This window comes from Microbacterium sp. NPDC078814 (assembly GCF_040702645.1).
Classification (GTDB): Bacteria; Actinomycetota; Actinomycetes; order Actinomycetales; family Microbacteriaceae; genus Microbacterium.
Window position 1 is genome coordinate 131,897 of sequence record NZ_JBFBLT010000005.1, and the last position, 22,574, is coordinate 154,470.

At 71.5% G+C, this 22,574-nt stretch carries 17 protein-coding genes; 6 read left to right on the forward strand and 11 right to left on the reverse strand.

Annotation, left to right across the window (positions count from 1 at the left end; translation table 11 throughout):
* The first annotated feature begins 54 nt into the window (after window positions 1–54).
* A complete protein-coding gene (locus AB0300_RS11450) occupies window positions 55–1,941 on the forward strand; it encodes an ABC transporter ATP-binding protein (protein ID WP_366216037.1) in 1,887 nt (628 codons plus the stop codon).
* 251 nt (window positions 1,942–2,192) lie between these two features.
* Here AB0300_RS11450 and AB0300_RS11455 read toward each other — a convergent pair whose 3' ends face one another.
* The gene (locus AB0300_RS11455) at window positions 2,193–3,965 is read right to left on the reverse strand and encodes a phosphoenolpyruvate carboxykinase (GTP) (RefSeq protein WP_366216126.1); all 1,773 of its coding nucleotides are present in this window, start codon (window positions 3,963–3,965) and stop codon (window positions 2,193–2,195) included.
* 199 nt (window positions 3,966–4,164) lie between these two features.
* Here AB0300_RS11455 and AB0300_RS11460 point away from each other — a divergent pair, with 199 nt between their 5' ends.
* Window positions 4,165–5,607, forward strand: a complete 1,443-nt coding sequence (locus AB0300_RS11460) for an XRE family transcriptional regulator (protein ID WP_025103893.1) — start codon at window positions 4,165–4,167, stop codon at window positions 5,605–5,607.
* Between the two features lie 92 nt (window positions 5,608–5,699).
* Here AB0300_RS11460 and AB0300_RS11465 read toward each other — a convergent pair whose 3' ends face one another.
* Complete coding sequence (locus tag AB0300_RS11465; RefSeq protein WP_366216038.1) at window positions 5,700–6,743, reverse strand: winged helix DNA-binding domain-containing protein; 1,044 nt, start codon at window positions 6,741–6,743, stop codon at window positions 5,700–5,702.
* Between the two features lie 98 nt (window positions 6,744–6,841).
* The gene (locus tag AB0300_RS11470) at window positions 6,842–8,284 is read right to left on the reverse strand and encodes a glyceraldehyde-3-phosphate dehydrogenase (protein WP_366216039.1); all 1,443 of its coding nucleotides are present in this window, start codon (window positions 8,282–8,284) and stop codon (window positions 6,842–6,844) included.
* 164 nt (window positions 8,285–8,448) lie between these two features.
* Here AB0300_RS11470 and AB0300_RS11475 point away from each other — a divergent pair, with 164 nt between their 5' ends.
* Window positions 8,449–9,792 carry an amidohydrolase family protein gene (locus tag AB0300_RS11475; protein ID WP_366216040.1) on the forward strand — a complete coding sequence of 448 codons (1,344 nt, stop codon included), beginning with the start codon at window positions 8,449–8,451 and terminating at the stop codon, window positions 9,790–9,792.
* A gap of 87 nt (window positions 9,793–9,879) precedes the next feature.
* Here AB0300_RS11475 and AB0300_RS11480 read toward each other — a convergent pair whose 3' ends face one another.
* From AB0300_RS11480 to AB0300_RS11515, 8 genes are all read right to left on the reverse strand, one after another.
* A complete protein-coding gene (locus AB0300_RS11480) occupies window positions 9,880–10,869 on the reverse strand; it encodes a methyltransferase dimerization domain-containing protein (protein ID WP_366216041.1) in 990 nt (329 codons plus the stop codon).
* 73 nt (window positions 10,870–10,942) lie between these two features.
* Window positions 10,943–11,617, reverse strand: coding sequence for an alpha/beta fold hydrolase (locus tag AB0300_RS11485; RefSeq protein ID WP_366216042.1), 675 nt, complete (start codon window positions 11,615–11,617; stop codon window positions 10,943–10,945).
* Between the two features lie 34 nt (window positions 11,618–11,651).
* Window positions 11,652–12,239: a TetR/AcrR family transcriptional regulator gene (locus AB0300_RS11490; protein WP_025103887.1), complete on the reverse strand. Its 588-nt coding sequence runs from the start codon at window positions 12,237–12,239 to the stop codon at window positions 11,652–11,654.
* 47 nt (window positions 12,240–12,286) lie between these two features.
* Window positions 12,287–13,135, reverse strand: a complete 849-nt coding sequence (locus AB0300_RS11495; RefSeq protein ID WP_029989391.1) for an ATP-binding cassette domain-containing protein — start codon at window positions 13,133–13,135, stop codon at window positions 12,287–12,289.
* Entirely contained in the window at window positions 13,132–14,928 is a 1,797-nt protein-coding gene (locus AB0300_RS11500; RefSeq protein WP_025103885.1) for a dipeptide/oligopeptide/nickel ABC transporter permease/ATP-binding protein, read from the reverse strand. Before AB0300_RS11500 ends, AB0300_RS11495 begins: the two co-directional genes overlap by 4 nt.
* Complete coding sequence (locus tag AB0300_RS11505; RefSeq protein WP_025103884.1) at window positions 14,925–15,866, reverse strand: ABC transporter permease; 942 nt, start codon at window positions 15,864–15,866, stop codon at window positions 14,925–14,927. The genes AB0300_RS11500 and AB0300_RS11505 overlap by 4 nt, the downstream gene beginning before the upstream one ends.
* A 73-nt stretch (window positions 15,867–15,939) precedes the next feature.
* On the reverse strand, window positions 15,940–17,469 hold the full coding sequence (locus AB0300_RS11510; RefSeq protein ID WP_315107658.1) for an ABC transporter substrate-binding protein: 1,530 nt from the start codon (window positions 17,467–17,469) through the stop codon (window positions 15,940–15,942).
* Between the two features lie 1,123 nt (window positions 17,470–18,592).
* Window positions 18,593–19,555, reverse strand: a complete 963-nt coding sequence (locus tag AB0300_RS11515) for an aldo/keto reductase (protein WP_025103882.1) — start codon at window positions 19,553–19,555, stop codon at window positions 18,593–18,595.
* Between the two features lie 100 nt (window positions 19,556–19,655).
* Here AB0300_RS11515 and AB0300_RS11520 point away from each other — a divergent pair, with 100 nt between their 5' ends.
* The 3 genes from AB0300_RS11520 to AB0300_RS11530 all read left to right on the forward strand — a co-directional run bounded on the left by AB0300_RS11520 (window position 19,656) and on the right by AB0300_RS11530 (window position 22,554).
* Window positions 19,656–20,390, forward strand: a complete 735-nt coding sequence (locus tag AB0300_RS11520; RefSeq protein WP_303708327.1) for an SDR family NAD(P)-dependent oxidoreductase — start codon at window positions 19,656–19,658, stop codon at window positions 20,388–20,390.
* A 95-nt stretch (window positions 20,391–20,485) separates the two neighbouring features.
* On the forward strand, window positions 20,486–21,586 hold the full coding sequence (locus tag AB0300_RS11525; RefSeq protein WP_366216043.1) for a zinc-binding dehydrogenase: 1,101 nt from the start codon (window positions 20,486–20,488) through the stop codon (window positions 21,584–21,586).
* A gap of 8 nt (window positions 21,587–21,594) precedes the next feature.
* Window positions 21,595–22,554, forward strand: coding sequence for an aldo/keto reductase (locus AB0300_RS11530; RefSeq protein ID WP_366216044.1), 960 nt, complete (start codon window positions 21,595–21,597; stop codon window positions 22,552–22,554).
* Window positions 22,555–22,574 lie beyond the last annotated feature (20 nt).

A 22,574-nucleotide genomic window follows, 5' to 3' on the forward strand; every position in this document is an offset into this window, starting at 1 on the left:
AAACGACCGTCCCCCGAGTACGGTCGAAGTACCATCTCCAGATCGAGGTCCCCCATGTCCCGCACGGCGACAGCACGCCGACGCGGACGGGGCGCACCGGCCGACGGGCCCCGCGCCACCTTCCGCCAGCTCCTACCCTTCCTCTTCGAGCACAAGCGCACCCTCGTCGTCGTCGCCGTCCTCAGCGTGTTCGGCGCCGCGACCTCGCTCGTGCAGCCCCTCCTCGTCGGCCAGGTCATCGAAGCCGTGCAATCCGACGGCACGATCGGCGTGCTCGTGTGGCTGCTCGTCGGCTTCGTGATCGTGTCGTCGATCATCTCGGGGTTCCAGCACTACCTGCTGCAGCGCACCGGCACCGCGGTCGTGTACTCCAGCCGCCGCAAGCTCATCGCCCGCATCCTGCATCTGCCGACGTCCGAGTTCGACGCCCGGCGCACCGGCGACCTCGTCTCGCGCGTCGGCACCGACACGACGCTCCTCTACGCCGTCCTCACGCAGGGGCTCGCCGACGCCGTCGGCAACGTCGTGCTCTTCGCGGGGGCGCTCATCGCGATGCTGCTCATCGACCCCGTGCTGCTGCTGCTCATCGTCGTGGTGATCGGCGTCTCCGTCGTGGTCGTCGTCGCCCTCAGCGGCCGGATCCGCACGGCGTCCACCGCCCAGCAGGAGAAGGTCGGCGAGCTGGCCTCGGGTGTCGAGCGGGCCGTCGGCTCCATCCGCACCATCCGGGCCTCCGGCGCGACCGAGCGGGAGACCGCGGCGGTGACGGAGCGGGCCTCCGAGGCCTATGGCATCGGCGTGCGGATCGCGAAGATCTCCTCGCTCGTGGTGCCGGTCGCCGGCATCGCCCTCCAGCTCTCCCTGCTCGTCGTGCTCGGCGTGGGCGGCTTCCGCGTCGCCGCCGGAGCCATCTCGATCGCGGCCCTCATCTCGTTCGTGATGTTCCTCTTCCTGCTGGTGATGCCGCTCGCCTCGACCTTCGGCGCGATCACCTCCGTCAACCAAGCCCTCGGCGCGCTCGGCCGCATCCAGGAGGTGCTCGACCTGCCCACCGAGACCCAGGACGACGCGGCCACCGCCGCCGCCCTCCCCCGTGACGAGGAGCCCGGTGCGGACGCCCCCGCGCTGGAGTTCCGCGACGTGCGGTTCCGCTACCCGGAGAACGTCGTCGCGGCCCGCCGCGCCGCCGCGAGAGAGGCGCAGACCCTGCTCGCCGACGCGCACCTGGAGCAGGCCGAGGCCGCCCCCGACCTGCAGGACCACGAGGTGCTCCGTGGGGTGTCCTTCGCGGTCCCCCGGGGGGCACGGGTGGCATTGGTCGGCCCCAGCGGGGCGGGGAAGAGCACCATCCTCTCCCTCATCGAGCGCTTCTACGACCCCACGGGCGGCTCCATCCGTCTGAAGGGACACGACACCCGCACCTACGCGCGCGACGAGCTCCGCGCCCACTTCGGCTACGTCGAGCAGGACGCCCCGACCCTCGCCGGCACCCTCGCCGAGAACCTGCGGCTCGCCTCCCCCGACGCCACCGATGCGGACTGCGAGCGCGTGCTCCGCGCCGTGAACCTCGGCGACGTGCTGGAGCGGAACCCCCTCGGGGTCGATGCTCCGGTCGGCGAGGACGGCGTGATGCTCTCCGGCGGCGAACGGCAGCGGCTCGCGATCGCCCGGGCGCTCCTCACGGACGCCCCGATCCTCCTGCTGGACGAGTCGACCTCGTCGCTCGACGGCGTGAACGAGCAGCGCATGCGCGAGGCCATCGACGCGGTCGCCACCGACCGCACGCTCGTCGTGATCGCGCACCGTCTGTCCACCGTCGTCGACAGCGACCTCATCGTGGTGCTGCAGGACGGCGTGGTCGTCGGACAGGGCACGCACGCCGAGCTCGTGGAGTCGACCCCGCTCTACCGCGACCTCGCCCGCCACCAGCTCCTCGCCTGACTCCCCCTCCCCCCTCTCCCCCCTCTGTCCACCGCCGGGACCCCGCGTTTCCGCCGAGACCCCGCCTTCCGCACGTATGCGGGGCGGGGTCTCGACGCGAAACCGGGGTCTCGGCGGAAGTGGGTGCCACGAAGGCGGGGCGTCGGAGACCACTCAGCCATGGGTTCGTCTCTGATGCCCCGCCTTCGCGGGTCTGTCTCGACCCGGAGGCCGAGGGCGCCGGCTCCCCCGAACCGGCACCGGTCTGGGGGCTACGCCTTCGCGAGGCGGTAGCGCAGCGACGCGAGCTCGGTGCGCAGCGCCGCCGGGACGCGGTCGCCGAAGGTGTCGTAGAACTCCTCCGTGAGGTCGGCCTCGGCCTTCCACGCCTCGGGGTCGACCGAGAAGAGCTCGTCGAGGTCTTCCGCGGGGATGTCGAGGCCGTCGAGGTTGAGGTCCTCCACGCGCGGCAGGCGTCCGATGGGGCTGTCCACCGCCGGCACGTCACCGGCTACGCGGCGGATGATCCAGTCGACGACGCGGGAGTTGTCGCCGAATCCGGGCCAGAGGAACCGGCCGTCCGCGCCGCGACGGAACCAGTTCACCTGGAAGATGCGCGGTGCACGGTCGAAGCGCAGGCCGCGGCCGACCTTCAGCCAGTGACCGAAGTAGTCGGCCATGTTGTAGCCGCAGAACGGCAGCATCGCGAAGGGGTCGCGGCGCAGCTCGCCGACCGTGCCCTCGGCGGCCGCCGTGCGCTCGGAGGAGATGTTCGAGCCGAGGAACACGCCGTGGGTCCAGTCGGTGGCCTCGACGACGAGCGGTACGTTGCTCGCGCGGCGGCCGCCGAACAGGATGACATCGAGCGGCACGGCCTCCTCCCAGTCCTCGGAGATCTGCGGGCACTGGGCCGCCGACACCGTGAAACGGGAGTTGGGGTGCGCCGCGGGACGACCGGAGTCGGGCGTCCAGTCGTTGCCCTCCCAGTCGATGAGGTTCGCGGGCGCCTCGTCGGTCAGGCCCTCCCACCACACGTCGCCGTCGGGGCGGAGCGCGACGTTGGTGAAGATCGTGTTGCCCCACAGCGTCTCGACCGCGGTGACGTTGGTCGACTCACCGGTGCCGGGCGCGACGCCGAAGAAGCCGGCCTCGGGGTTGATCGCCCAGAGTCGTCCGTCCTCGCCCGGGCGGATCCAGGCGATGTCGTCGCCGAGGGTCTCGACCTTCCAGCCGGGGATCGTCGGTCGCAGCATCGCGAGGTTGGTCTTGCCGCAGGCCGACGGGAACGCGGCGGCGACGTGGTACGCCTTGCCCTGCGGGTCGATCACGCGGATGAGGAGCATGTGCTCGGCGAGCCAGCCCTCGCCCCGGGCGATCACCGACGCGATGCGCAGCGCGAAGCACTTCTTCGCGAGGATCGCGTTGCCGCCGTAGCCCGAGCCGTACGAGTAGACCTCGAGCGTCTCCGGGAAGTGCACGATGTACTTGTCGTCGTTGCAGGGCCACTCGACGTCCGGCTCGCCCGCCTCCAGGGGAGCGCCGACGGAGTGCACGGTCTTGACCCAGGGCGCGCCCTCGGCGATCTGGCGGGTGACCTCGTCGCCCACGCGGGTCATGATGCCGATCGACGCGACCGCGTAGGCACTGTCGGTGATCTGCACGCCGATGTGCGACAGCGGTCCGCCGACGCGACCCATCGAGAACGGCACGACGTACATCGTGCGGCCGCGCATCGAGCCCTCGAAGATCTCGTCCATCTTCGCGTGCATCTCGGCGGGGTCGGCCCAGTTGTTGGTGGGGCCGGCGTCCTCCTCGCGCTCCGAGGCGATGAAGGTGCGCGCCTCGGTGCGGGCGACGTCGCTGGGGTGCGAGCGCGCCAGGTACGAGCCGGGACGCCACTCGGGGTTCAGCTTGATGAGCTTGCCCTCGTCGACGAGTCCGCGCAGCAGCCAGTCGTTCTCGGCACGCGAGCCGTCCACCCAGTGCACGGCGTCCGGCTGCGTGAGCGCGCGGATCTCCTCGACCCAGGCGGCGAGCTCCGCCATCGCAGGGGTGTCGTAGGAGGGGGCGGTGCCGAACGTGCGCGTCGGGGCGACAGGGGACGTGCGAGGGGTGAGAACTTCGGCCATGGCCATGACTGCTCCTTCGAAGTGTGGGGCGTTGCTTCCATCTTCTTCGCCCTCGGCGCGGACTTTCGGCCAAATCGAACGATAAGAATCACACTTCTTTCGCTAGACTCAAACTATGGCGTCCTCCGGCATCCACCTCACGACCCTCGGCCACCGCATCCGGCACCGCCGCCTGGAGAAGGGCTACACGCTCGACGAGCTCGGAGCCCTCGTCGGGGTCGCCGGCTCCCAGCTCAGCCTTATCGAGAACGGCAAGCGCGAGCCCAAGCTGTCGCTCCTCCAGGCGATCGCGCAGGCCACCGGCACGGAGGTGACCGATCTCATCTCCGGCGAGCCGCCGAACCGCCGCGCGGCCCTGGAGATCGAGCTGGAGCGGGCGCAGGAGAGTCCGGTGTTCCGTCAGCTCGGGGTCTCGCCCGTCCGCGTCACGAAGGGCATGAGCGATGAGACCATCGAGTCCATCCTCGGGCTGCACCGCGAGCTGCAGCGCCGCGAGCGCGAGGCCATCGCGACCCCGGAGGAGGCCCGTCGCGCCAACACGGAGCTGCGCCTGCGGATGCGCGCGCAGAACAACTACCTGCCGGACATCGAGAAGCTCGCGGAGAAGCAGCTCAAGGCGGCCGGCCATTCGCAGGGCGCCCTGACCCACCGCACCGTGAGCATCATGGCTGAGAAGCTCGGCTTCGAGCTCATCTACGTCAACGATCTGCCGCACTCGACGCGCTCGGTCACCGACCTCGAGAACGGCCGCATCTACCTGCCCCCGGCGTCCATCCCCGGCGGACACGGCCTGCGGTCCATGGCGCTGCAGGCCATGGCGCACCGCCTGCTCGGGCACACGCCGCCGACCGACTACGCCGACTTCCTGCAGCAGCGCCTGGAGATCAACTACTTCGCCGCGTGCTGCCTGATGCCGGAGACCGCCGCGGTGGCCTTCCTGCAGCAGGCGAAGAAGGACCGCAACCTCGCGGTGGAGGACTTCCGCGACGGTTTCGGCGTGACGCACGAGGCCGCCGGCATGCGCATGACGAACCTGCTCACGCAGCACCTCGGCATGTCGCTGCACTTCCTGCGCGTCGACTCGACCGGGGCCATCACGCGCGTCTACGAGAACGACGACCTGCCGCTGCCGATGGACGTGACGGGAGCGGTGGAGGGACAGCGGGTGTGCCGGAAGTTCCAGGCCCGCTCCGCCTTCACGGAGCAGAACCGCACCGTCGAGCACCACCAGTACACGGACACCCCGTCCGGCACGTTCTGGTGCTCCACGCAGACCGGCTCGTCGAGCGAGGGCGAGTTCTCCGTCACGGTCGGCGTGCCGTTCGACGACGCCCGCTGGTGGCGGGGACGCGAGACGAACGACAGGGCCGTGTCGACCTGCCCCGACGAGGCGTGCTGTCGCCGCCCGTCGCCCGAGCTCACGGAGCGCTGGAAGGGCCGGGCATGGCCGAGCGCCCGCGTGCACACCCACATGTTCTCGCCGCTCCCCCGCGGCATGTTCCCCGGCGTGGACGACAACGAGGTCTACAACTTCCTCGGTCGCCACGCGAGTGAGTGACACTGTCGACCCACCCCCTTGCGTCCACCCCGGCCCGTTACGCGCGGGCGTAAGGGGCCGGGAGGCGCGGAAGGGGGTGGGTCGACGAGGAGTCAGGCGAGGAACGCGGCGAAACGGGCGAGGGCGGCGGTGACGGCGGCGGGGTCCTCGGGGGGCTCGAAGAGCTCCGGAGGGGTGGTGTGGGCGGCGGCGGCGTGGGTCCAGCAGCCGATCACGCGGCCGTGCTCCACCACGGTCGCCCGGATCATCCCGTTCTTCCCCGGGCCGACGGCGGCGAGGTGTTCCGGAGCGCAGACGACGGTGCGGTCGGCGTAGGAGATGTAGTACTCGTCGAAGGCTCCGAGGGCGAACACGGACGGACGGCTCGCCGCGCGCCGGGGTGGGGTGCTCCCGACGAAGACCCCGTCCTCGACCTCGGTCACCCGGGTCGCCGCACGCTCCGCCGCCTCCCGGGACCCCCCGAGCGTCAGCCCCGACCACCACGCGAAGTCCGCGACCCCGGCGGGCCCGTGTCCCTCGACGTAGCGGACGAACAGCTCGGCCAGCGGGTCCTCCGGGCGGGCGTGATCGCGGATGTGGTCCGCCGCGAGCACGAACCGCTGCTCCCGCGTGATGCCCTCCCGCGGCACGACCGGCCCCTGCACGAGCACGCCGGCGACCGTCAGCGCGAACAGCAGGTGGATGCCGCGCTGCCCTGAGGGGTCGATGCCGATGCCCTCGAGCACCGGGAAGATCTCGCTCCGGTTGAGGCCGCCGTCACGGAGCCGCGGCGTGAGCTCCCGGACGACCGTGTCGATCATGGCGTCGTCGATGCCGAGCTGCCGCTGTCGGGAGGCCGCCTGCTGCTGCTGTCGTGCGGCCGTGACCTCCAGCACCCAGCCGAGGTCGCGTGCGGGGATCGTGTGCAGCGTCCCCCGCATGGTCCAGGCCCGGACGAGGTCCCCACGGTCGAACGCGGCGTCGACGTCACGAAGCCGTACGCCGCCTTTCGTCCGCACGGCCAGCGCCCACCGTCCGGCCGTGAAGTCCTGGCTCTGCACCGCGAGCAGCCGCGCCGCCGCCCCGGTCACGTCCGCCGCCGGCGCGGTCAGCCCCTGCCACCGCAGCCGCTCCTCCCGCCATCGTGAGGTCTTCATGCCCCTCATCATGCCGCGACCCACCCCCTTTCGCGTGCCCCGGCCCGTTGCGTGCGCGCGCAGGGGGCCGGGTCGAGCGGAAGGGGGTGGGTCGACGGTCAGAGGGTGACTTCGCGGCGGGCGGGGAGGACGACGGGGTGCGAACCCGCCATGGTCTCCAGCACCCGGATCACCTGGCAGGAGTAGCCGAACTCGTTGTCGTACCAGACGTAGAGGATGAGGGTGTCCTCGGCGGCGATCGTGGCCAGGCCGTCGACGATGCCCGCGCGGTGCGAGCCGACGAAGTCCGTGGAGACCACCTCGGGGCTCTCCACGTAGTCGATCTGCTGCCGGAGCTTCGAGTGCAGCGAGACCCGGCGCAGGTAGTCGTTGACCTGGTCCTTGGTGGCGGGGCGCTCCAGCGTGAGGTGCAGCACCGCGAGCGAGACGTCCGGCGTGGGGACGCGGATCGCGCTGCCCGTGAGCTTGCCCTCCAATTGCGGGAGGGCCTTGGCCACGGCCTTCGCCGCCCCGGTCTCGGTGATGACCATGTTCAGCACGGCGGAGCGGCCGCGGCGGTCGCCCTTGTGGAAGTTGTCGATGAGGTTCTGGTCGTTCGTGAACGAGTGCACGGTCTCGACGTGGCCCTTCACGACGCCGTAGGCCTCGTCGATCGCGGCGAGCACCGGGGTGATGGCGTTGGTCGTGCACGACGCCGCCGAGACGATGCGGTCCTCGTCGGTGATCGTGTCGTCGTTGATGCCCTGCACGATGTTCTTCAGCGGGCCCTTGGCGGGGGCGGTCAGCAGCACGCGGGCGACGCCCTTCGCGCGGAGGTGCTGGGAGAGCCCCGCCTCGTCACGCCAGCGGCCGGTGTTGTCGACGACGATCGCGTCGTCGATGCCGTAGGCGGTGTAGTCCACGGCGGCCGGGTCGTCGGAGTAGATGACCTGGATGCGCGTGCCGTTGGCGATGATCTGCTCGGCGTCCTCGTCCACCGTGACCGAGCCCGCGAAGCGGCCGTGCACCGAGTCGCGCAGCAGCAGCGACGCGCGCTTGACGAGGTCGTTCTCGGAGCCGCGGCGCACGACGATGGCGCGGAGCCGGAGCCCGCTCCCGCCGCCGGTGTGCGCGATGAGGATGCGGGCCAGCAGGCGGCCGATGCGCCCGAAGCCGTAGAGCACGACGTCGGTCGGCGATGCCGGGACCGCGCCGACGGCCGGGGCCAGGGTCTCGGCGAGATACTCCTCGAGCGGGCGGCCGCTCTCCGCGTACCCTTCCACGAGGCGGGCCACGTCTATCGACGAGGCGCCGGGGGCCAGGGCGTGGATGCCCTCGAGCACGGCCAGGCTGTCCTCGACCTCGAGGCGCTCGTGCCCGAGCTGGGCCACGCGCTCGTGCACCTCGACGAGGCCGGTCGCCGAGAGGCCGAGCAGGCGGTGGCCGTGCAACGAGGTGACCACGTCCCGCTCGCGCTTGAGAGCCCCGATGAGCGGGATCATCCGCTCCGCCAGCTCTTCGCTCGCCGTCCATTCGTCGCGGTGTGCCGCGGAATCGTTCATCTGCGTCCTTGCATGTGTGAGCGCGCGCCGAGGTCGCCGGCGCGCACGAGGTTGCCGGGGTGATCGGGGGATGCCTCCAGGGTACAAGCCGTGGAACCGCGCGCCGAATCGGTCGGCGCGGGACCTCCCGTGCGCGAGAGTTTTACGTCTACACTGGTGGAATAATGAGCAGCGCACTCCTCGGCGACGACGCCGACCTCCTCGTCCGCGGCGGCCGCATCCACACCGTCGACGCCACCGATTCCGTCGCCACCGCGATCGCCGTCCGGGACGGGGTGATCGTCGCCACCGACGCCGCTGCCGAAGCCCTCTCGGCCCGCGAAGTGGTGCAGCTCGACGGTCGCACCGCGATCCCCGGCCTCAACGACGCCCACCTCCACGCCGCCTGGCTGGGCGCGCGCTGGCCGCACCTGTTCTTCTCCGACACCCCGCCCGAGGAGCAGCCCACCGGCCGCCTCGTGGCCACGGCCGATGAGCGACGTGCGGCCCTGCGCCGGGCCTGGGCACTGCTCGCGGAGCTCGGCGTCACGAGCTACACGGAGCCGGGCATCGGCCCCGGAGAGGACCACGGTGAGACCGGCTGCTTCGGCACCGACATGCTCGACGCGTACGTGGAGCTGCACCAAGAGGCCGCGCAGACCTCGCGCGTGACACTGCTCCGCCTGTTCGGGACGATCGACGGCGAGAGCTCCCTGGACGACTTCGCCGCCGGACTCCCGGTGCCGCCCCCGTCGACCGATTCCCGCTGGCTCGCGATCCCCGGCGTGAAGATCTTCGCCGACGGCATCCCGCCGATGGCCACCGCCTGGACGTCGGACCCCTACCCCGACGGGACGACCGGACACCTCCTCACGCGCGGCGATGCGGATCCACTCAGCGCCTTCCAGCAGATGATCGCCCTGGCTGCGAGTCGCGGCCTCCAGATCGCGGTGCACGCCACCGGTGACCGCTCGATCGAGGAGTTCCTCACCGCACTGGAACGGCACGGCCGGACACCCCCGCCGCCGGCGCCCCACCACATCGTGCACGGGGACCTTGCCACGCCTGCGCAGATCCGTCGCGCGGAACGCCTCGGCGTCGGCTTCGCCGTGCAGCCCCTCATCGCCGCGCACACGCACTCCTGGGCGGCGGTGCAGCTCGGCGAGGCCCGCGTCGCCGCCGCGTGGCCGCTGGCCGAGATGCTCTCCTCCGGGGCGCTGACCACCGTGACCAGCGACGCCCCGATCGCCACGCCGGACTGGCGCCCCAGCCTCGATGCGTCCCTTGCCCTCCTCGCCGCCGACGGCCGCGCGGACGACGCCGCGACGCGGCGCCGGCTGCTGCGCACCATGACGGCCGACGCCGCGATCCAGGACGGCGCCGCGAGCTGGAAGGGCACCCTCGAGCCCGGCAAGGTCGCCGACATCACGGTGCTCGACGAGGATCCGTGCAGCCCGGGGCGCCCGTTCGCCGCCCTCCAGGTCGAGCGCACGATCGTCGACGGCCGCACGGTTTTCGCGCGCGGCTGACCACCCGCCCCACGAAAACGGCGGGCGGCATGTTCACGCATGCCGCCCGCCTCTGATCCCCCTCGGACCAGTCTCGAACCGCGGTCGTCAGACCGCGGTGGCCAGGAGCACGCGCGGGCTCCCCGGCAGGGCGACGGTGTCGCGCACCGCCCATCCCGCGTCCGTCAGCCAGCCGCGGACCTGCGACTCGGGGTACACGACAGTGCCGTCGATCACGAGGTACTCCCCCGCGTGCAGGGCGTCCAGCGCGCGCTGCTCGTCATCGTCGTCGAGGAAGAAGTCGAGCACGGCGAGCGTCGCCCCGTCGACCGCCGCAGCACGGAGCCGGCGGAAGATCTGCGCGTTCTCCTCCGCGGAGAAGCGGTGGATCACGTGGTTGGCGAACACCGCGTCGTAGGCGCCCTCGGGGGTCGCGGTCGCCGTCTCCCCCACCTCGACGGCAGCCCGGTCGGCGACGCCCGCGGCCGCGACCGCCTCGGCCACGCCGTCCTCGAACCCCGGGGCGTAGACGAACGTCGTGTGCAGCTCGGGGTTGCGCGCCATGACGGCGAGGGCGAACTCGACGGACAGACCGCCGAAGTCGAGGGCCTTCGTCGCGCCGGCGAGGTCGACGAGCCGGCCGAACTCCTGCGCGTGCAGGCGGTTGTACGTCATGACGCCGGCCATGAACGTGCCCCACCGGGCGTCGTCCATCTGCAGGTCGCCGGGCTCGGTCGTGTCGACCGTGTGCGCGAACTGCAGCCAGTGCGGGTAGCTGATCTCGTCGAGGAACGTGAGGAACGGTGCGAGGTCGATGACCGCGTCGTCCCCCGTGAGGTAGGCGGACGCGTCGGGAGCCAGGGCGTAGCGCCCCTCCGTCCGGACGAGGAGACCCTTCGCGGCGAGGGCGTCGGCGAGTAGCCGGGCGATCCGCTCGCTCACCCCGCAGCGCTCGGCGATCGCCGCGGCCGTGTCCGCGCCGGCGGCGATGGCGGCGAACAGGCCGATGCGGCTGGCCTGGAAGAGCTGCTTCGCGGCCATGTAGCCGGTGGCGATGTCGAGGATGCGGGCGGCGTCGGGAGTGGGGGTGTCGGTCATGGCGGATGCCTTTCGGTATGTCTACGAACGTGGGAAATAAAGGGCAGGAAGAGGCGGGCGTCGGTCGCGGAGGTCAGTCCGCGAGGAACCCGCGCACGGCGTCGCGGAACGCGGCGGTGTGCAGCGCCACGAGGTGATCGCCGGGGACGCGCCGCACCCGAACGTCCGGCAGCCGCGCGGCGAGCTCGTCGATGCCCGCGGCCATCGGATCGTCCTCGCCGCCCAGGAGCAGCACCGGCACCGCCGGCGCTCCGGCCTCGGGCGCGAACGGCTCGGTCGCGAGCCCCTCGATGAGGTCGAGCAGATCGTCCGGGCGGTTGCCGGGCAGGCTCACCATGTGCACGATCATCCCGGTCAGCGGGTCGACGGGAGCCTGTCCGCCGGCGAGCGCGGCCCGCGCGGCGGAGAGGTCGACGAGCGCGAAGGGCTCCCCCGCGCTGAGGCCGCCGAGCACGAGACGCCGCACCGCGACACCGGGGTGCCGGGCGAGGTCCCACGCGAGCCGGGCGCCGAGCGAGTAGCCGACGAGGTCGACCTCGTCCGGGCCGATCGCGTCGGCGAGCGCGTCGAGCACCGCGGAGGTCGGCACGACGCCGAGCCCGGGGGCGTCGCCGTGCGCCGGCAGATCGAGGACCCGGCGCGGCCGGTCGCCGAGCACCGCCGTCCACTCGCTGTCCGGCCAGTCCTGCGTGCCGCGCGAGGCGAGGCCGTGCAGGAACACCACGGGTCGTTCGGGGGGAAGGGTCATGACGGGCCGTCCTCTCGGGACCGGCCCCTCGCCCTCAGCGCAGCCGCGCGAGGAACCGGTCGATGTAGTTCTCGTAGTCGGCGATGCGGTCGCCGTCCGGGTACATGAGGTTGATGACCGTCGCCCCGACCGCCGCGGAGATGTACTCGTCCGCCAGCGGGCCGTAGTCCTGATCGCGGATCGACCCCTCGTCGCGGGCCGCCTCCATGCGCGCGATGAGCGAGGCTCGCCAGGAGCCCAGGTGTCCGCGGTAGAGCTCGGCCAGCGACTCGTTCGCCATCGCGTACTCCCAGAGCGCCAGGAGCACCCGGCCCGCGGCGATCTGCTCCGGGTCGCGCGGCACGGTGGCCTGCAGGAAGCCCCGCAGCGCGTCGTCCGCCGCCACCGGCTCCTGCCCCGCGGCCTCCACGCCCTCGGACATCTGCTGCAGGATCGTCTCGAACGTCGCCGCGACGATGCTCTCCTTCCCGGGGAAGTAGTGCTTCAGCGCACCGTTCGCGAAGCCCGCCTCCGCGGCGATGCTGCGCATGGTCGCCGCCTCGAACCCACCCTTCAGGATGATGCTCTTGGCCACCTCGACGATGTCCCGTCGCCGCTGGTCGTGGTCGATGATCTTCGGCATGGCGTCCTTCCGGCCGAGTCCGGGGTGTGGCGTGTTCCGGCCTGGAGCTACCGTACCGCCGCATCGGGCACCTCCCGCAGAGCGAGCCATTGCGCCCGGCGTTCCCGCTGAGCCACCGGGTCCGCGACGGGCGAGGCCAGCCGCAGGCGCTCGGCGTACGGGTGACGCGGCGCGCGCGTGACCTGCTCCCCGTCTCCGATCTCGACGATCTCGCCCCGGTACATCACGGCGACCCGGTGACAGACCCGCCGGACGACGCCGAGGTCGTGCGAGACGAACAGGTAGGCCACGCCGGTGTCGCGCTGCAGTTCGATGAAGAGGTCGAGGATGGTGGCCTGCGTGGTGAGATCGAGCGCACTGACCGGCTCGTCGCACACGATCAGCCGCGGACCGCGGACGAGGGCGCGGGCGATCGCGATGCGCTGCCGCTGCCCGCCGGAGAACTCGCTCGGGTACCGGTCCATGCTCGCGGAGGGCAGCCGCACGCGGTCGAGCATGTCGCGCACGCGCTTCTCGGCGGCCTTCGCCCCGATCCCCGTCGTCAGCAGCGGCTCGGCGAGGATGTCGCCGATGGTCAGTGCCGGGTTGAGGGAGCCGTACGGGTCCTGGAACACGACCTGCACGTCGTCGGCGAGCGCCCGTCGGGCCCGGCCGCCGAGCCGGCCGATGTCCCGGCCGTCGAAGCGGATGCGGCCCGCCGTCACCGGGGCGAGGCCGAGGATGGCCTTGCCGAGCGTCGACTTCCCGGATCCGGACTCGCCGACCAGGCCCAGGCACTCACCGGGGGCGATGTCGAGGGAGACGCCGTGCAGCGCGCGGAAGGCATGCCGACCCCGGCCGTACTCGACCACGAGGTCGTCCACCTGCAGCAGGGGGTTCACCGGAGCGGTGTTCACGCGGGGACCTCCGTCCGCCGTCCGTCGAGCGCGGCGCGACCGTCGGCTTCATCGAGCGACGCGGCGATGAGCTCGCGCGTGTACTCCTGGGTGGGCGCGGCGAAGAGGTCGTCCACAGGCCCCGTCTCCACGATGTCGCCGCCGCGCATGACGATCACGCGGTCGCAGATGTCGGCGACGACGCCGAAGTTGTGCGTCACGATGAGCAGCGCCATGCCGTACTCGGCCTGCAGCTCCCGCAGCAGTTCGAGGACCTCGGCCTGCACGGTGACGTCGAGGGCGGTGGTGGGCTCGTCCGCCACGAGAAGCGACGGCCGACCGGCGATCGCGCCGGCGATGAGCACGCGCTGGGCCATGCCGCCGGACACCTGATGCGGATAGCTGCGCATCACGCGATCGGGGTCGGACAGCCCGACCCGCAGGAGCACCTCCCGCGCGCGCTGCCGGGCGGCGGCCTTCGCGAGCCCGTGCGTGCGGCGCAGCGGCTCGATGAGCTGATGCCCGATCGTGTACGAGGGGTCGAGATTGCTCATCGGCTCCTGCGGCACGTAGCCGATCGTTCGTCCGAGCAGGGCCTGGCGCTCCTTCGGCGTCGCGTGGGTGACCTCCGCTCCACCGACCCAGATCGCGTCGGCGGTCGCCCGGCCGGTCGCGGGGAGCAGGTCGAGCACCGAGAACACGGTCTGCGACTTGCCCGACCCGGACTCGCCGACGATCCCGACGACCTCCCCTGGCGCGACGTCGAGCGTCACGCCGTGCACGACCTCGGTCTCCCCCGTCGGCGTCGCGTGGACGACGTGCAGGTTCTCGACGCGGAGGGCCGATGCCGGAGCCTCGTGGCGGACACTGCCCGTGGCGGGAGCCGCGGCGACCTCGTCCGCGGTCTCGAGCACTCCGCGCCGCCGCCGTCGGGCCGCGCGCGGCGTGCGCACCTGCACGAGCTCGGCGAGCGTGGAGCCCATGATCGCGAGGACGGCGATCGTGAGACCGAGCGCAGCGGAGGGCCACAGCAGCATGAGCGGGTAGGTGAGCATGAGCCGGAAGCCCTCGAGCATCATCGCGCCCCAGCTCGGCACGTTCGAGTCGCCGATGCCGAGGAACTGGAGCCCCGCCTGCATGCCCATGGCGATACCCGCCGTGAGCGCGGTCTGGATGATGACCGGCGGATAGACGGCCGTGATGACGTGGCGGAAGATGATGCGCGCGTCCGACAGGCCCGACACACGGGCGGCGTCGATGTACGCCTCGCCGCGGACGGCGAGCGTCTGCGACCGCGCGATGCGGAAGTACCCCGGGACCATGAAGACGCCGACGGTGACCATCAGCAGCTCGAAGTTGTTGCGGCTGCCGGCGGCGACCACGAGGAGGATGATCATCCCGGGGATCGATTGGAGGGCGTCGCTGATCCAGGTCGCGACCCGGTCGAAGACACCGCCGAAGTACCCGGCTGCGACACCCGACGGAACCCCGATGACGAGCGCCGTGACGATCGTGATGAGCGCACCCCACAGCGTCGTCCTCGTCCCGTAGATGAGGCGGCTGAGGATGTCGCGGCCGGTGGAGTCGCCGCCGAGGAGGTGCTCCGGGGAGGGCGGGGCCTTCGCGGCTGCGAGGTCGACGAGGTTCGGGTCCATCGGCGCCAGCAGTGGCGCGAACACCCCGACGAGCACGATGAGTACGAAGATGGCGAGCGGGATGGAGCCGCCGGGGTGGCGGAGGAAGCGTCGGAACAGGCTCGACCGGCGCTTCTGGGCGGCCCGGTCGAAGGCGACGCGGATGTCTGTCGTGGTCATGCGACGCGCACCTTCGGGTTGATCCAGCCGAGCACGAGGTCGAGCAGGAGGTTGATGAGGACGACGAAGACGATGGAGACCACCGTGATCCCGAGCAGCATGGGGATGTCGCCGTTCTGCGACGACTGGTTCGTGAGCTGCCCCAGACCGGGGAGGCTGAAGATCTGCTCCACCACGATGGCACCGGAGAGCAGGCCCACGAACATCAGGGCGATCACCGTGAGCGCGGCGGGCGAGGCGTTGCGGAGGATGTGCAGGTTCACCCGGGCGGCGGACAGGCCCCGGCTGCGGAGGGTGCGCACCCAGTCCTGGCGGCTCTGGGCGATCACGGCGTTCCGCAGCTGCTCGGACACGGCGACGATGCCGCCCAGGGCGAGGGAGATCGCCGGCAGCGTGATCGAGCGCAGCCACCCTTCGACGGACTGGGTCGGCGGGACGTAGCCGACGGCGGGGAACCACTGGAGCTGCACGGCCAGCCACATCACCAGGACCAGGCTCACCCAGAATCCGGGGAGCGCGAAGAGGACGACGGAGATCCCCTTGATGATCCGGTCGAACCAGGTGCCGGGGCGGAGTCCGGTGATCATGCCGAAGGCGACGCCGATGACCGCGGTGATGAGGGTCGCGAGGGTCACGACGGAGAGCGTGACGGGGACCTTGACCGCGAGCTGCGCACCGACCGGCTGGAAGTTGCGCCACGAGACGCCGAAGTCGAGCAGCACGGCGTGGGAGAACCAGTCCCAGAACTGCACGATCAGGGGGCGGTCGAGACCGATCTTCGCTGCCAGCGCCTCCTGCTGCGCGGGACTCGCCGTGGTCCCGAGGAGCGACGCGGTCGGATCGCTGATCGCGAGGTGGGCGAGGAAGAACGTGCCGATCGAGACCGCGACGAGCAGGAGGATGCCGGACAGCACCCGCTTCGCCGTGAAGAGGAGCATGGGGGCCTCTCGAGGGTGAGGAGGAGGGGAAGGGGTGCCGGGGCGGCCGCGTGGCGACCGCCCCGGCGGGCGTTCAGCCCTGCGTGATGTACCGCAGCGTCGGGAACATCATCCCCACGACGGGCTGCAGCTGGATGCCGGGCGCCGTGTAGTAGATGTTGTTCGCCTGGTACCAGACCGACCACCAGGCCTGGTCGACGAGGGCCTCGTTGAGCTCCTTGATGGCGGCGGTCTGCGCGTCGCCGCGCTCCGTCTGCACCTTCTCGACGAGCGGGGCGATGACCTCGTTCTTCGCGTAGTCGGGCTCCGGGTTGAACCACTGCACGCTCGTCAGCTGCCGGGAGACGGTGGCCACGTCGTTGCCGTCCATCGCGAGGAAGGAGATGAACATCGGGTAGTTCGGTGCGTTGAGCTGGTAGTCCGGCATCTGCATGTTGTCCCAGGTGACGGTGATGCCGAGCTCGTTGAGGGCCTGCTCGGCCGACGGCTTCCACATCTCGAAGATCGGGGACATCGGCATCGAGATGTCGAAGCCGTCCGGGTAGCCGGCGTCGGCCAGAAGCTCCTTCGCCTTGTCCATGTTGAACGCGTAGGCGTCGTTGAGCTCGGGATCGTTGATGTCGCCGCCGTCCGGGAACACCTGGTTGGTGGCCACGCCCGCACCGCTGCCGACCGCCGCGAGGACGGCCGCACCGTCGAACGCGTAGTTCAGCGCCTGGCGCACCTCGAGCTTGCCGAGGGGCTCGCTCTTCGCGCCGGTGTGGTCGGTGATGACGAGGCCCGCCCACCCGGAGACCCGCTGGGCGGTGTTCCAGCCCTGCTGCTCGGCCTGGTCGAGGTTGGCCACGTCGCCGTACTGCACGTTGATCTGGCCGCTGAGCATCGCGTTGTGACGGGCGGTCGCGTCGGTGATCGGGTAGATCGCGAGCTCGGCGAACGGGTACGTCTTCGCGTCCCAGTGGTCCTCGGTCTTGGTGAAGTGGTACTCGGCGCCCGCGACGCTGGTGTCGCTGTCGAGCACATAGGGGCCGGAGCCGACCGGGTCGCTGCCGAGCGTGCCCGCCTCGATGGAGGCCGGGGGCATGACGTAGCTGCGGCCGAGGCCCATCAGGTAGAGGATCGTGTCGTCGCGCTGCGTGAGGGCGATGCGGACGGTGTCGTCGTCGACCTTCTCGAAGCCCTTCGCGTTGACGTAGGCCTCACCGGACCGGGCGCCGGCCTTGAGGTACTCGAGGCTCGCGACGACGGCGTCGGCGTCGACCGGGGTGCCGTCGCTGAACACGGCGTCGGTGCGGATGTCGAGGTCGATGCTGAGGTCGTCGTCGGCCACGGTCCACTTCGTCGCGAGCGACGGGATCGGGGTGCCGTCGGCGTCGAGGGCGATCAGGGCGTCGTACACCGCGGACAGGTAGGGGCCGTCGAAGCCGATGTCGGCGAGGGACGGATCCCACGACGTGACATCGAGGAAGTTGCCGATGTTGAGGGCGTCGGGGCCTTCGGCGCCACCGCCGTCGGACGGCGAGGGCGTTCCGCCGCCGCTGCAGCCGGCGAGCGCGAGGGTCGCGGCGACGGCGGCGGCGACCGCGAGGGGCATTCGTTTCATGGTTCCTTCTCTCGGGTGCAGGGGGTGGTGAAGAAGGTTCGAAGAGCCGCTGACCGGAGACCGGGACCGACGCCACTTCGATGTGTCGTGCTGGTTAGTCTACATGCGTGGAAAAAGAGCGCAAGCGTGTTTCCGCCCCCGGCCGCACGGACCGATGCCTCAGCGCGCACGCACCTTGCTCCCCCGCGCACACCCCCGCCCCCGCGGGTGCCCGTGCCGGTGCCGGTGCGGGTACCGGTGCCGGGATCAATACCGCCCCCGCCCCCTCCCCGAGGGGCCCGTTCTTGATCCCGCCACTGCGCGCACCCCTCCGGCCGGATCAGAAACACCCCTCCGCGGCGCGTTCAACGCACCCTTTTCACCCCGCACCGGAGCGAGTGACGGCGGGAACGGTCTCCGCTGCCGCTCCCGAGATCGACCACACCCACCCTCCCGGGATCAAGAACGCACCTCCCACCGCGGTCCGAGGAGCACTTCTGATCCGGCGCGGAGGCGAGGAGCACTTCTGATTCAGCACGGAGGCGAGGAGCGTTTCTGATCCGGGGTGCCGGAGAACGGTTCGGTCGTGCAGGAACAGCAGACTCGGCGACGGACCCACAGCCGCCACCAGAAGCGGGATCAGAATCGACCACACATCCTCCCCACGCGGCGCGTTCTCGAACCGGCGCGCGGATCGTCACGCCGTGCGGGATCAGAAACGTGCCAGCGAACCGTCGACGAGGCGCGGAATGCATCCCGCAGCGGGGTGGGGGTGGGGGTGGAGGCGGAGCAAGACGGGATCACAAACGTGCCCGCAGAGCGCGCGCGAGGGGCGGAACTGATTCCGCGGGCGAAGCGGTCCTCAGGGGCACAGGGCGGGGCACCAGGGTCGCCTCCCGGCGCACTCTCTCTCCTCGAGGCACGTTTTCGCCCCGGGACGCAGTAGGTCACACCGGGCGGGATCAGAAGCGTGCCCGCGAGGCGCCCGAGAGGTGCAGAACTGATCCCGCACGCGGAATGGGGCGCGGGGTGGAGCGAGTGCGGGATCAGGAACGTGCCTGCGGGGCGCGCGGGAGGTGCGGAAGTGATCCCGGACACCGGCGGGAGCGGCGGGAGCGGCGGGAGCGGCGGCAGGCGCGAAAGGTCACCAGGTGCCGTCGGGGCGGACGGCGTGGTCGACGCGGCAGTCGGCGAGGGCGGCGCGGACCTCGGCTCCGTGGTCGCGGGCGAGGGCGAGGGCGGCGTGGTTCTCCTCGAGCTGCGCGACGCGGGAGGCACCGAAGAGCACGGTGGCCGTCGCGGGGTTCGCCAGACAGAAGGCGATGCCGAGGGCGGCCGGGGTCACCCCGAACTCCCCCGCGACCCGCGCGACCTCGGGGTACACGGCGAGGATCCGCTCGCGGATACCCCCGACATCGGCACCGATCTTGCGCTGAGGCATCCGTCCCGTGGCGAGGATTCCACCCTCGAACACGTCCGAGGCCTGCAACGCGAGGGTTCCGTCGGCGAACAGCGGGCCGTACGCGTCACCCTCCGCCATGGCCCGTCGGGCGATGCCGTACTTGAGCTGCGCGAACGCGGGGCCGATCAGCCCCTGCGCGTCCGCCTCGGCGAGCGCCGCCCTGGTGTCCGCGATCCGCCAGTTGTTGATCCCCCACGAGTCGACCAGGCCGTCCACGAGGAGGGCGTTCACGTCGGCGACGAGTCGCGGCATGTCCGGGGCGTCGAGGTAGTCCCCCACCACGAGGGTGTCGAAGCGGTCGAGGCCGGCCCGCTCGAGCGACTCCTCGATCTGCCCACGGAAGCCCTGGTTCGGCCAGTCCCAGAGCCAGAGCTTGCCGCACAGCACGACGTCGGCACGGTCCACCCCGCTCGCGCGAAAGGCCTCCCCGAAGAGGATGTCGGTCCGTGAGTTCTCGGCGTGCGGTCCCATGTTGTAGTACGCGATGTCGAAGAATCCGGCGTCGAGCTCGACCGCCCGGTGGATGAGCTGCACGGCGTCGTCGAACTCCATGCGATCCCAGGTGTTCCACGATCCGAGGGCGAGCGGCGGCACCGTCGCGCCTCCCGGAGACAGCGGCTTGCGGGGGTATGTCGCATCAGGCATGAGGGCTCCTTCGCCGTCTCGGGGCACGGGGTTGTATTTTTCTATGTTTGTAGAATATAACGGACTCATCCCGTCAGAACACCCGTCAGTGAGGACGACCATGACCGCTTCCCCGCGCCGTATCCTCGTCACCGGAGGAGCCTCCGGGCTCGGCCGCGGCATCGCCACCGCCTTCCGCGCCGCCGGGGATGATGTGTTCATCGGCGACGTGGACGAGGGCGCCGCGGCAGCCGTCGCCGCCGAGATCGGCGCCACCGCCCTCCCCCTCGACATCGGCGACGAAGCGTCGGCGCAGGCGGCGGCCGGACGGATCCGCGAGGCCGGCGGACTCGACGTCCTCGTCAACAACGCCGGCGTCGTCGCCGGCGGGGGAACGCTCCAGGAGGTCGCGGTCGATGCGGTCGATGCGGCCCTGCGCGTCAACGTCCGCGGCACGTTCCTCATGTTGCGGGTCTTCGGCGGGCTGCTCGCCGCGGCCGGTCACGGGGCCATCGTCAACATCTCCTCGATCGGCGCCCGGCAGCCCACTCCCGGCCTCGGGCACTACGAGGCCACGAAGGCCGCGGTCGACGCGCTCACCCGGACGGCGGCCATCGAGCTCGCCGGCTCCGGGGTGCGGGTCAACGCCGTCGCCCCCGGCCCCGTGCTCACGCCCCTGACCGCCGACTTCGCCTCGAACCCCGATGCCCGCGCCTCGTGGGAGTCGCGCATCCCGCTCGGCACCATCGCCGAGGTCGACCAGGTCACCCCGCTCGTGCTGTTCCTCGCGAGCGAGGCCGCCAGCCACATCACCGGGGTCTCGGTCCCCGTCGACGGCGGCCAGCTCCTCGTCTGACCCCCGTCCCCCTCCGTGCGGGATCGATTCCGCCCCTCCCGGGCACCGCGGAGGACCGTCTTCGATCCCGCCACCCGCCCCGCGACTGGAGAACCATGACCCTCCCCACCACCACCCGCGCCGCGGTGCTCACCGCGCACGGCGAGCCGCTCACCCTGCAGGATCTCCCGCTGCCCGCCGAGATCGAACCCGGCGCCGCCCTCGTCCGCATCGCCTGCACCACGCTGTGCGGCACGGACATCGAGATCTGGGAGGGGAAGATGTCGTTCCCCGGCATGCTGCCCATGGTCCTCGGCCACGAGATGGTCGGTGAGATCGTGGCCACCGGACCCGACACCCGCGACGCGCTCGGCCGCCCGCTCTCCCCTGGCGACCGGATCGGCTGGTCGGAGTACACCTGCGGCGAGTGCCACGGGTGCGTCGTGCTGCGGGAACCGGTCGCCTGCTCCCGCCGCGGCTACGGCTTCCTCCAGCGCGCCGACGTGCCGCCGTTCGCGACGGCCGGGCTCTCCGAGTACGCGTACGTGACCCCGGGTGCCGCCAAGCTCCTGCTCCCGGCGGCGGTGAAGGACACCTGGGCCTCCATGGCCGGCTGCGCCGCGAAGACCGTCCTCCGCGCGTTCGAGCGGGCCGGTCGCATCCGCCCCGGCTCCCGCGTGGTGGTGCAGGGCTCCGGCGCCCTCGGCATCTTCGCCACGGCAGTCGCGAAGATCGCGGGTGCCGGGCAGGTCATCACCGTCGGCGCTCCCGCGGCCCGTCTGGAGCTCGCCGCCCGCTTCGGCGCCGACGCCGTCGTGGACTTCCGCGACGGGCCCGTCGTCGACCAGGTCCTGGCGCTGACCGGAGGCCAGGGGGCGGACCACGTGTTCGACTTCGCGGGCGCCCCGAGCGTCGGGCCGGACGCCGTCGGCATGGCCGCCCAGCGCGGCACCGTCGCGATCGTCGGCTCGACCGGCCCCGCCGGAGACGGCTTCGCCCTGAGCACGATCATGGGCAAGGAGCTCACGGTGGTCGGCTCGCTCAACGGCGACATCTCCGACTACGCCCGCGCGATCGACTTCTTCACGGCCTTCGCCGACCGCTTCCCGTGGGACGACCTGTTCAGCGCCCCGGTCGGACTCGCCGACGCCTCCGCGAAGATCGCCCACATGCACCACCTCGATGAGGTCAAGGCCGTCATCGACCCGAGCCTCTGAGGAGCATCATGACCACTCCCCTCCCCCTTCGCGAGATCGGCCGCAGCGGCCTGCATGCCTCCCTGTTCTCCCTGGGCTCGTGGCACACCTACGACCGCATGGACTTCGCCGACGCGGTCGCACTCCTGCGCGAGGCCACCGACCGTGGCGTGAACCTCTTCGATGTGGGCGTGTACTCCGCACCCGGCGCCCCGCCCGTCTTCACCGACGTGATCTTCTCGGCGATGGTGCGCGCGGCGGGGCTGCGCCGAGAGGAGTGGCTGCTGTCGTCGAAGCTCTGGCTGGAGGCCTTCGGCGCCGACGGCTTCCGCCCGCAGCTCGAGAACGCCCTGATGCGGGTGGGCACGGAGCACGCCGACCTCGTGATCCTCGGCGACCTGCGCCGCGACGACCTCGAGCTGCGCGATCTCGTGCTCGACCTCGCCGCCCTCACCGACGCCGGCCTCATCCGCGCGTGGGGCGTGAACAACTGGTCGGCGGGGAGCATCCAGACCCTGATCGACCTCGCCGGCGCGGAAGGCGTGCCCGGTCCGCAGATCGCGCAGCTCAAGTACAGCGTCTCGCGCCGGTCGATCCCGGACGGCGAGCCGTTCGCGCGCCTCTGGGAGCAGGGCCTCACGCTGCAGGCCTCGGACTGCCTGGAGGGCGGGATCCTCGCCGGGACGGTGAACGGCGGCCGGCAGATCGGGCGCGACCCCGGCGGCATCCGCGAGCGGATCATCGCCGACGTCCCTGCGTTCACCGCGGTCGCGGAGGACCTCGGCGTGACCCCGGCCCAGCTCGGCATCGCCTTCACCCTCACCCACCCCGCCCTGACGACGACCCTGTTCGGGGCCTCCCGCGTCACGCAGCTGCGGTCGAACCTCGATGCGGCCGCCCTCGTCGACCGCATCGGCGCCGCCGAGCTGCGCCGTCTCGTCGAGCCCTTCTGGGCCGACCGCGGGGTCGTCGACCCCGAAGGCCCCTAACGCCGTCCCACCCGAGGAGA

Excerpts from the sequence above, each read along its gene's own strand:
- AB0300_RS11450 (WP_366216037.1), top strand. The coding sequence starts at position 55 with ATGTCCCGCACGGCGACAGCACGCCGACGCGGACGGGGCGCACCGGCC.
- AB0300_RS11455 (WP_366216126.1), bottom strand. The coding sequence starts at position 3,965 with ATGGCGGAGCTCGCCGCCTGGGTCGAGGAGATCCGCGCGCTCACGCAG.
- AB0300_RS11460 (WP_025103893.1), top strand. The coding sequence starts at position 4,165 with ATGGCGTCCTCCGGCATCCACCTCACGACCCTCGGCCACCGCATCCGG.
- AB0300_RS11465 (WP_366216038.1), bottom strand. The coding sequence starts at position 6,743 with ATGAAGACCTCACGATGGCGGGAGGAGCGGCTGCGGTGGCAGGGGCTG.
- AB0300_RS11470 (WP_366216039.1), bottom strand. The coding sequence starts at position 8,284 with ATGAACGATTCCGCGGCACACCGCGACGAATGGACGGCGAGCGAAGAG.
- AB0300_RS11475 (WP_366216040.1), top strand. The coding sequence starts at position 8,449 with ATGAGCAGCGCACTCCTCGGCGACGACGCCGACCTCCTCGTCCGCGGC.
- AB0300_RS11480 (WP_366216041.1), bottom strand. The coding sequence starts at position 10,869 with ATGACCGACACCCCCACTCCCGACGCCGCCCGCATCCTCGACATCGCC.
- AB0300_RS11485 (WP_366216042.1), bottom strand. The coding sequence starts at position 11,617 with ATGACCCTTCCCCCCGAACGACCCGTGGTGTTCCTGCACGGCCTCGCC.
- AB0300_RS11490 (WP_025103887.1), bottom strand. The coding sequence starts at position 12,239 with ATGCCGAAGATCATCGACCACGACCAGCGGCGACGGGACATCGTCGAG.
- AB0300_RS11500 (WP_025103885.1), bottom strand. The coding sequence starts at position 14,928 with ATGACCACGACAGACATCCGCGTCGCCTTCGACCGGGCCGCCCAGAAG.
- AB0300_RS11505 (WP_025103884.1), bottom strand. The coding sequence starts at position 15,866 with ATGCTCCTCTTCACGGCGAAGCGGGTGCTGTCCGGCATCCTCCTGCTC.
- AB0300_RS11510 (WP_315107658.1), bottom strand. The coding sequence starts at position 17,469 with ATGAAACGAATGCCCCTCGCGGTCGCCGCCGCCGTCGCCGCGACCCTC.
- AB0300_RS11515 (WP_025103882.1), bottom strand. The coding sequence starts at position 19,555 with ATGCCTGATGCGACATACCCCCGCAAGCCGCTGTCTCCGGGAGGCGCG.
- AB0300_RS11520 (WP_303708327.1), top strand. The coding sequence starts at position 19,656 with ATGACCGCTTCCCCGCGCCGTATCCTCGTCACCGGAGGAGCCTCCGGG.
- AB0300_RS11525 (WP_366216043.1), top strand. The coding sequence starts at position 20,486 with ATGACCCTCCCCACCACCACCCGCGCCGCGGTGCTCACCGCGCACGGC.
- AB0300_RS11530 (WP_366216044.1), top strand. The coding sequence starts at position 21,595 with ATGACCACTCCCCTCCCCCTTCGCGAGATCGGCCGCAGCGGCCTGCAT.